This is a genomic window from Teichococcus vastitatis (assembly GCF_003604215.1).
GTDB classification, from domain to species: domain Bacteria; phylum Pseudomonadota; class Alphaproteobacteria; order Acetobacterales; family Acetobacteraceae; genus Pseudoroseomonas; species Pseudoroseomonas vastitatis.
The window spans coordinates 1-7134 of the sequence record NZ_QXGS01000075.1 but is presented as its reverse complement, the minus strand read 5'-3'; the positions used below and the strand labels follow the sequence as shown (position 1 = coordinate 7134).

Annotated in this window: 5 protein-coding genes and 1 pseudogene; 3 read left to right on the top strand and 3 right to left on the bottom strand. The window is 62.7% G+C overall.

The genetic code is table 11. The features are described 5' to 3' along the window. On the bottom strand, window positions 1–481 hold a 481-nt coding region (locus D2K64_RS24745), incomplete at its 3' end, for a hypothetical protein (RefSeq protein ID WP_202910796.1). Between the two features lie 85 nt (window positions 482–566). Beyond that, window positions 567–1312 (bottom strand): annotated as a pseudogene (locus D2K64_RS22505) (SDR family NAD(P)-dependent oxidoreductase). A gap of 134 nt (window positions 1313–1446) precedes the next feature. On the opposite strand from D2K64_RS22505, the gene D2K64_RS22500 reads away from it, so the two are divergent. Next, a complete protein-coding gene (locus tag D2K64_RS22500; protein WP_120010623.1) occupies window positions 1447–2337 on the top strand; it encodes an AraC family transcriptional regulator in 891 nt (296 codons plus the stop codon). A 234-nt stretch (window positions 2338–2571) separates the two neighbouring features. On the opposite strand, the gene D2K64_RS22495 is transcribed toward D2K64_RS22500, so the two are convergent. Further along, on the bottom strand, window positions 2572–4032 hold the full coding sequence (locus D2K64_RS22495) for a mannitol dehydrogenase family protein (RefSeq protein WP_120010622.1): 1461 nt from the start codon (window positions 4030–4032) through the stop codon (window positions 2572–2574). Window positions 4033–4344: 312 nt separating this feature from the next. Here D2K64_RS22495 and D2K64_RS22490 point away from each other — a divergent pair, with 312 nt between their 5' ends. Beyond that, on the top strand, window positions 4345–5202 hold the full coding sequence (locus D2K64_RS22490; protein ID WP_120010621.1) for a hypothetical protein: 858 nt from the start codon (window positions 4345–4347) through the stop codon (window positions 5200–5202). Window positions 5203–5502: 300 nt separating this feature from the next. Then, a complete protein-coding gene (locus D2K64_RS22485) occupies window positions 5503–7047 on the top strand; it encodes an MFS transporter (protein WP_120010620.1) in 1545 nt (514 codons plus the stop codon). The last annotated feature ends 87 nt before the right edge of the window (window positions 7048–7134 follow it).

Genomic DNA, 7134 nt, shown 5'->3' with positions numbered 1-7134 from the left:
GCTGAAGGGGATAAACTGCGTCATGCCCATCAGATTCGCGGATTTCAGACCGGAGGGAAATCCGACAGACTGCTAGATCGGCGACGTGCCTTCCGGTGAGGCCCGAAGGGCCTCCAGGCTCCCGGCCGCGCCGAAGATGCTCCAACTGCTTTCCGGCACCTCGTGGATGACGACATAGGCCGGGACCCGGCCCCCTGATGCCTGCATGGCGGCCCAGGATCTCGGTCGCGCCTTGCTTGCCTTGGCTCTCCAGCCCGCCCTCCAGGACATAGACCAGCAGGCTCATGACCCTGGCCGAAGCCTGCTTGCCGGCGCTGAACACCATCCCGGCGGAGTAGCCGCTGAAGTAGAGCCAGACCGTGCTTTGCACAAAGGCAGTCGCCGGGATGGCCGCGCATCTTAAGCCGAGTTCTATGAGTTCCGAGGCAACCTGCGTTCGGGCCTCGAGATCGAACGTGCCTTCCGGCGCGTGGATGAACATCTTGGGTATGGTGTGTTCTCCTGCGTGCTGGCAGCCGCCGCCTGGCTAGAGTGGTGGCCGCCAGTTCTGGCGTCCGCGTGGGCGGTCAGATGCCTTGGCCGCCGGACACCTCGATGCGCTGCGCATTGACCCAGCGGTTTTCCGGGCCGAGCAGGCTGGCGATCATCGGGCCGATGTCGTCGGCCACCCCGACGCGACCGAGCGCCGTCATTCCCGCGAAGAACGTGTTGAACTCCGGCGTGTCCCGCACCGCGCCGCCGAAGAAATCGGTCTCGATGGCGCCTGGCGCCACGGTGTTGACCGCGATGCCGCGCGCGCCCAGCTCCTTGGCCATGTAGGCGGACAGCACCTCCACCGCGCCCTTCACCGCCGAGTAGGCGGCCCAGCCCGGTGCCAAGACCCGCGTCAGGCCGGATGACAGGTTCACGATGCGGCCAGCAACGGCAGCAGCGCCTGGGTGAGAAAGAACACGCCCTTGAAGTGCACGTCGACCAGCCGATCGAACTGCGCCTCGGTGGTGTCCGCGATCAACGCATAATCGCCATGTCCGGCATTGTTGACCAAGTGGTCGAAGGTGTCGCGTCCCCAGGTGTCGTCCAGCACCGCCCGCAATGCGGTGACAAAGGCGGGAAAGGCGGCGGCGTTGCCGACGTCCAGCTGCAGGGCGACGGCCTTGCGGCCCGTGGCAGCGATCCCGGCGGCAACCGCCTGCGCCTCCTCGGCGCGGCTCTGGTAGGTGATGATGACATCGCCGCCACGGGCCGCGATGCTGTGCGCCGTGTTGCGGCCGAGACCGCGGTTGCCGCCGGTGACGAGAGAGATCGTGGCCATGGCTGAACTCCTTGTAAATTCCGCCACCATCATCGAACCAGGTCCGGCCGATGTCCTTACCGGAAGCTGCGGTTCACTTGCCTGATCCTCCGAAACCGGATGAGGCTTCGACGCGCCGATGCTAGGGTGAGGGCATGAGCAGCCTTCTCGACCTCGTCCGCCGCCATGGCGAGGCGCATGCCGACGGCTATGGCATCGCCCGCACCGACATCCCGGGCCTGAGTACCGTCCATGCGACGATGCCCAGCGAATTGGCGCACGATATCTCCCGGCCGCTTGCCTGCCTGGTGGTGCAGGGCGGCAAGCGCGTCACCATGGGGAGGCGGGATTTCAACTTTGGCGCCGGGGACTCGCTGCTGATCACGGCCGATGTTCCGACCATCAGCCAGATCACCCGGGCCAGCACGGCCGAGCCATACCTGTCGCTGGTGGTCGAACTCGATCCCGGCATCGTTGCCGAGCTGAGCCTGCGGACGGAGGGAATTGCCGCCGCCGAGGGCGGCGCGGTGCAGGTCGATCCGACCGAGGCCGAGGTCGCGGAGGCGGCCAGCCGACTCATGCACCTGCTCAACCGCCCGGCGGCATTGCCGGTGCTGCAGGCGTCCATGCTGCGCGAGCTGCATTACTGGCTCCTGACTGGCCGGCACGGGGCGGCAATCCGTCGGATCGGCCTGCCGGATGGTCACGTGGAGCGCGTCTCCCGGGTCGTGGCGGTGCTGCGGGCCCGCTTCGCCGAGCCGCTGCCGGGTGAGACCCTGGCGACTATCGCGGGGATGAGCCCATCCTCCTTCCATCAGCACTTCCGCCGCGTGACGTCGCTTTCGCCCCTGCAGTTCCAGAAGCAGCTGCGGCTGATCGAGGCGCGGCGCCTGATGCGGGGAGAAGGCCGATCAGCGAGCAGCGCGGCCTTCGCTGTCGGTTATGAAAGCGTGCCCCAGTTCACGCGTGAGTACGGCAGGATGTTCGGCTCGTCTCCGGCACGGGACACGGAAGCAGCACGGCTGTCGGCCGAGGTGCTGGCGTGATGACCACGATGCGCGGCGAAGGGCCGCATCGATGAACGGCCGTCCTGCCTCAGGAGATGTCTGCTTACAGGAGATCAGGTGCGCCGGTGGCCGAGAAGGGTGTCGAGCTGCCGATCCCTGTCGTCATAGCCCTGCGTTTTCTCGCGGTACAAGCATCTCGCCGATGTTGAACATCGCGGCGATGATCGGCTGCTGCATGTCAGGCGGCTCTTCGTGAAACTCGCGCGGCGTTGCTCAGGCCATAAGCCCCCTGACGGCGGCGCGTGCTCCGCCGCGTTGCAAGGCCGTCACCGCCTGGACCAGATCGGCCCGGAAAGCAGCACAACGCGGCAGCTCTGTTCCGAAAGCCTCCTCGACGCTCAGGGCCAGATCGGTCAGGCGCTCGGCGTCATCCCCAGCCGCTTGACCGATCGCCTTCAGGCGGTGCTCCAGCGTGTCTTCCATCTGCACCGGCTCCGACTGACCCGTGGAGCCTGACGCGCAGCAGATCCATGCTGCTACTGCAAGCGTCGTGCAAGGCGCCGGACGTCCTGCCTGGAAGTTCTCGCGAAGCGAGGCGAGAAGGCGGGTCTGCAGTTTTTCTGATCCATTCCGGCCCACGCGGGTCAACCGGTGGACGATACCGGGATTGCGCCAGCGCTGCAGCAATTGGTGCGCATAGGCCGTGATGTCATGGTCGCTCGGGGGAAGGGTCGGCATTTGCTCGCGCAACATGAAGCGCAAAGCATAAGACCCGAACGCCGGATCGGCCATGAACTCCGACACGCTCCGCAGCCCGGCCAAGGCACCGACATAGGCGATGGCCATATGCGTCCCGTTCAGGAGGCGGAGCTTGGAGGCTTCCCAAGGCGCGACATCGGACACGAATTCCGCGCCGGCGTCTTCCCAGCGAGGGCGCGGGCCGTCGAAATCCTCGATCACCCACTGACGGAAAGGTTCGGCGGAAACTGGTGCCGCGTCCTGAAGGCCGAGCATCGCCGCGGCGTCGGCCTGGTCCACTTCCGTCGACGCGGGAACGATCCGGTCGACCATGCTACATGGAAACTGCACGGAGGCGCCGATCCAGTCCGCCAGGCTCTCGTCCTGCAGCGCCGCGTAGTCCATCACGGCCTGACGCAATACACGGCCGTTACCTGCCAGATTGTCGCAGGACATCACCACCGGCGGACGCAGACCCGCCTGGCGAACCTGCGCCAATCCCGCCACCAGGATCCCGATGGCACTCTGCGGAACAGCGCCTTGAAGGTCACGCTGGATATCGGGATGCCCGACGCAGAGATGCCCCGTGACGGTGTCGATGCAGTAGGCGGCGGATGTCACGGTGAGAGTGACGATGTGGGTGTCGGGATCGACGAAGCGCGCCGCCAGCGCCGCAGATTGCTGCGGCGCATAGAGAACCTCCCGCACCGTGCCGACCACCTCGGCCCTCACGATGCCTTCGGCACCACGCTCGAGGACCGTGTAGAGGCCATGCTGGGGGCGCAAGGCATCGCGCATATCTGCCTTCCTCAGGCTCGCCGCGACGATTCCCCAGGGTTCGGGCTCCGCGGCATTCCCGGCCTGGAGCGCGCGCTGGGTGAACACGGCTTGGTGCGCACGATGAAATGCACCGCAGCCCAGATGCAGGATACCGGGACGCAGAGCTGTTACGTCGAAGCCCGGCCGGGCGACAGAACGTGGCAGAAGATCGAGCATACCGGGCGAAAGCCGGAGGGGAGCGGTGACGTGCAGGCTGGAGCTGCCAGGATGTTCCAGCGCTACGGCGTTGAGTAGAGGTAAGTTACCCACAACGAAGAGGCCTCCAGATTGAACCTCAGGAGGACTAGAAACATGATAAACAGAATAAACGTTGCTGGCGACGCCATAACAATAAATCTATATCAATACGGTCTGCTATCGTACAGACGAGCGGGACCATAATCTGCAAGCATCTCGATGCTTGGCTCAAGTTCATGTTTATTTGACTGCGAGAATTAGCTGCTCGATAGCCCGGATAAGAGGATTTGCATGAGAAAGAACCTGATCCTGGCACGTGTGGGCAAGAACTCGCTACACCGCTGCTGGATAGACCAAGGCAAGGCGCGGGATTGGGACCTTTATCTTTGTCCGTTTCAGGAGATCCCGCCACAGACGGATTTGGACTGTGTGGTAGGGCGCGTTATCCCGGGCCCGAAGTGGACAGGCCTCCGGCAACTCCTGAATGAATGGAATGGCTGGCGGGAATACGATCAGATCTGGCTGCCGGATGATGACATCCTTGCCACGCAGGATACCATCACCGCGATGTTCGATGCAGCACGTGCGCTGCAATTTCAGCTTTTTGCCCCGGGCCTGCATGAGGGATCGCATTACGCTCATTACGTTGGCATGCGAAATCAATGTTTCTTCGCGCGCCGCGTCGGCTTCGTGGAAATCATGGTACCGGGTTTCAGGCGGGCGGCGCTGGAGCAACTCCTGCCCACCCTCGATCTCTCGACAACAGGCTGGGGGTGGGGCCTCGATTCACTCTGGCCGAAGCTTCTGGGCTACCGCGATCTCGGCATTATCGATGGCGTATCTGTCCTTCATACAAGGCCGGTAGGGCAGTTCCGGGATGCGGAACTCGGCAGGCGCGTGAACGAGGAATCCGACCGTATCCTGGCTGAGCATGGATGTGGCCAACGCATGGTCACCTTCGCCGGCTTCGACGAAGATCTGCGTGAGCGACAACTCTCGCCCGACCAACTCCTCGCGGAGCTTGTGCAAGGTTGGAAGTACCTCATCCGCCGTGATCCCAGGACGTTGCGATGGATCGTGAAGCAGCAGGAGCCTTTCTTCGAATGGGCCGAATACCAGGTGGCAGGAACACCGACCAGCCCATGCTGATGATGGAGCCTGGTAACCATGTGGCGCCGTGCGATCCGCCTTTAGGTTCCTGCATTCCATGCCAGGACAGGAGAGCAAAGCTTCTTGCATCCATGATGGCGGGGACACGGGAGCCGAGGGAGCTCACGGGACTAGGTTATTCGAAATCGTCGAGGACCGGGAAACATCTGCAGCCCCTCATGTCTCCTTCCCATCCGATAGGCGCTGTTCCTGTACTGGTTGACCAAGCGCGACACTCCGGGCGTTTTTGTCCGGGTCCAAAGCCTTGGATGTTTACCCCCTAGCCTTTCTGGATGCCCGATGCCCGAACCGGATGCCTTGACGGATGCCTCGCCGATCAGCAGTGAAGAAGTTGAGCGGGGCAAGCGCGCTCTCGTCGCGGATGGCGCCTGGGCCAGTACGATCGGCATCATGGCGGGCGGGGTCGTTCTGGTTGGCTTCGCACTTCAGCTCGGTGCAACACCGTTCGAGATCGGCTTGCTGGCGGCTATCCCCTTTATCGGCCAACTAGCTCAATTGCCTGCCATCGGTCTGGTCCAGCGCTTCCAGAAGCGGCGGCGCCTCGCGGTAGGATTAGGCTTGGCCGAGCGCGTCATGATCCTGACGCTGGCCGCGCTTCCGTTCTTGGCAAGCGCCGAGGCGGCATTGTCCCTTCTCATCTTGGGGCAATTGGTTGTCGCAGTTCTGGCTGCCACGAGCGCCTGCGCCTGGAATTCCTGGATGCATGATTTTCTGCCGCGGGAGGGACTGGGCGCTTTCTTTGCCAAACGTTTGTTCTGGGGAACAACCGTCGCGCTCATTGCCGGGCTGACGGCTGGCGTGCTTGTTGATCACTGGCCAGGGAGTGACAGAATTCATGCCTATTCAGCCACCTTCGCGTTTGCCGCTGCCGCAGGTTTTGTAAGTTCTTGGTTCCTGGCCCAGGTGCCTGAGCCGCCGATGAACGCGGACCAGACAGCCCAGCCACTCTTGACCTTGATCCGGCAACCCTTCGCGGACCCGAACTTCAAACGCCTTCTTCATTTTCTGACAAGCTTCAACTTTGCCACGAATTTTGCCGCGCCCTTCATCACAGTCTTCATGCTGAAGCAGCTTGAACTCGGGCTTGGTATCGTACTTGTTTTGTGGGCTGCCAGCCAGTTCGCCAACGCGATGACGATACGGCTTTGGGGGCAATTGTCTGATCAGCTCTCGAACAAGTCGATCCTTGCCGTTACAGTGCCTGCTTTCTTTCTGTGCCTGCTTGCTCTCCCGTTTACTGCTCATCCCACTCGGCACGATCTTACACTTCCGCTATTGGCCCTTCTCCATCTCCTCATGGGTGTTGCCACGGGCGGCAGCGCCTTGGCCATTGCCAATATCGGCCTGAAGCTTGCGCCACGTGGACGAGGAACGGGCTACATGGCTGCCACCAGCGTCTTCAGCGCCTGTGCTGCCGCTGTCGCGCCAATCGCGGGCGGAGTTCTCGCCGATTGGTTCGCACGCCGTGAATTGGCTTTGTTGATCCACTGGAGCGCACCCAGCAGCAGGGGAGATTTCGTCCTGCTCAATCTTCAGCATTGGGATTTTTTCTTTGTTCTTGCTTGCATCTTCGGGTTCTACGCGCTGCATGCACTCTCCCTGGTTCATGAGGGCGAGGACGTCAGTGAGAGGGCTGTGGTTCAGAACCTCGTGCTGGAGGCGCGTCGCAGCATGCGAAGCCTTTCCTCAATCGGCGGCCTGCGCGCAACCATTGCCTTCCCTTACGGCCGATTGCTTGGGCAGCGTGCAGCGGCTGGAGCGCCATTGAGGAAGAGAGCCTCGGCACCCTCATTATCCAGACACTCTGAGGGACCGTCTCATTAAGGGCCTGCTTTGCTCTATTGAAACCTTCTGGGCTGATGCAGCGCTGGGAAGGCATCTGAGGTTTGGGTACGAGGTCATCGATGCGCA